Here is a 1,647-nt window from a genome sequence, read left to right as displayed (position 1 = left end):
ATGATGTCTTAGATCTCTAACAAAAATTAGCTGACGCAGAATTCTGAACGCCCTCAATTCGGGCACAACCGTATTATCTAACCGAGTCAATATTTATCTATTATTGTTTCCTTAGATAACAATAATGAATTAGGTATTATTAATTTATTATTGTTATCATTTTCTAAAGTGGTGCTTCTAAATCCAATTAAAACAACTTTACCTTTAATCCTCCCAATTTTTATATAATCACCTTTCTTGTAATTACCCTCTAAAGTAATTATGACTCCAGATATAATGTTTTCAATTGTAGATTTTATTGAAAAAGCCAAAATTAATCCACCGATACCAAAACCAGAAACTATTCCATACATTGGAGCGTTAAGAATGCTTAATCCATAGATTAAAACAACAATAGAAACAAAAATTGAGCAAGTTCTAACGTATATGTGACTAATTTCCCCTAAGAAAATAACCTTATTTAATCTCAGTAATAAATAAGGAGCCCTTTCCACTACGTTGTAGGATAAAAAAACCAAATTCAATAAAATAAAAAGATCCAAAAAAAACATATTGATTTCTAATACTTTTCCTGAAATGTTTATTTGATCAACCATCAAATAAATAAAGGCCTTATATTCCACAATAAAAATAAACGATAATAATATTTTATTCTTCAACAAAACAAACAAAAAAAAACTGCAAACAATGGCAATGTAAATAATAAAAATATAGATAAGCCACTGCCAAACAGCCTGCTCTAAATATTCTTGAAAGAAAAACTTAGGCAAACCCTCAATATAATTGAACCAACCTGGGGGATCTATTTCTCCCGCACTAATAATATATTCATGATATAGGTTATATTTACCTCTACTAGGAAGTTTTTTTATTACACTGTAGAAGTTTTTTATTTGCTCATTTGATAGCCCTGAGAAATAGTATCTCCCATCTATACGCGTTACTTTTATTGGACTTCCTGGTATTAAAAATGAAAGTGCAGTTTTTTCAACTTTTAGGTTACTGTGTAGATTTTTTGGTAGACGATTAAATATCTCTATTAGTTGAAGTATTATTTCCAAGTTTACACCATTGTTATTTGTTTTCGATTCGTAAAAATAGCTAAAAACACTTCTTAAATGCTCTATCTCTTTAAGGTGTGTTTTTTTATTTGATGGGTATTCTTTTACAAAATATATATTTTTTTGTATTTCATCCAATATTGATGATAATTCTAGAATAAAAAGTTTAGGTGTTCTATTATTTGGATATGTTTTTTTTATTACACTAGAATTTGCACCGCTAGATGAGGCGCAAATCAATAGAGTTATTAAAACCTTTATAAAGTTTTTTCTCATTATTATTCAATTCCTTTTGGTTCTCATTATATAAACCATAATATTTAACATTAAAGTTTTGGTGTTTTTTGGTTATTATGTATTTAATTTTTCGGATTTACTGCTTAATTTGGTGGCGTTGTTGGGATTTGCGTAAATCGATGGAACTAAAGTCAAAGCTTACGATCTGATCGGCTACGTTCATTCAACTCTGTAGTCTTATGCCTAAACCACGTTACAAAACAAACAACTGGAAGCAATACAACCAAGCTCTCATCAACCGCAGCTCTCTGACGTTTTGGATTGATGAAGAAGCGATAAGAGAGTGGAT

The 1,647-nt window shown here is 29.4% G+C and carries 1 protein-coding gene and 1 pseudogene; one reads left to right on the top strand and one right to left on the bottom strand.

From position 1 onward, the window contains the following. Positions 1–86: 86 nt before the first annotated feature. A complete protein-coding gene (locus tag BLO31_RS14305) occupies positions 87–1,337 on the bottom strand; it encodes a mechanosensitive ion channel family protein (protein WP_070967946.1) in 1,251 nt (416 codons plus the stop codon). 200 nt (positions 1,338–1,537) lie between these two features. Here BLO31_RS14305 and BLO31_RS23550 point away from each other — a divergent pair. Continuing rightward, positions 1,538–1,647, top strand: a pseudogene (locus tag BLO31_RS23550) (IS5/IS1182 family transposase); the annotation flags it as partial.

Origin of the sequence: Vibrio sonorensis, from assembly GCF_001854765.1 — a bacterium.
In the GTDB taxonomy this organism is placed as follows: domain Bacteria; phylum Pseudomonadota; class Gammaproteobacteria; order Enterobacterales; family Vibrionaceae; genus Vibrio; species Vibrio sonorensis.
This window is presented reverse-complemented; position numbering and strand designations above follow the sequence as displayed.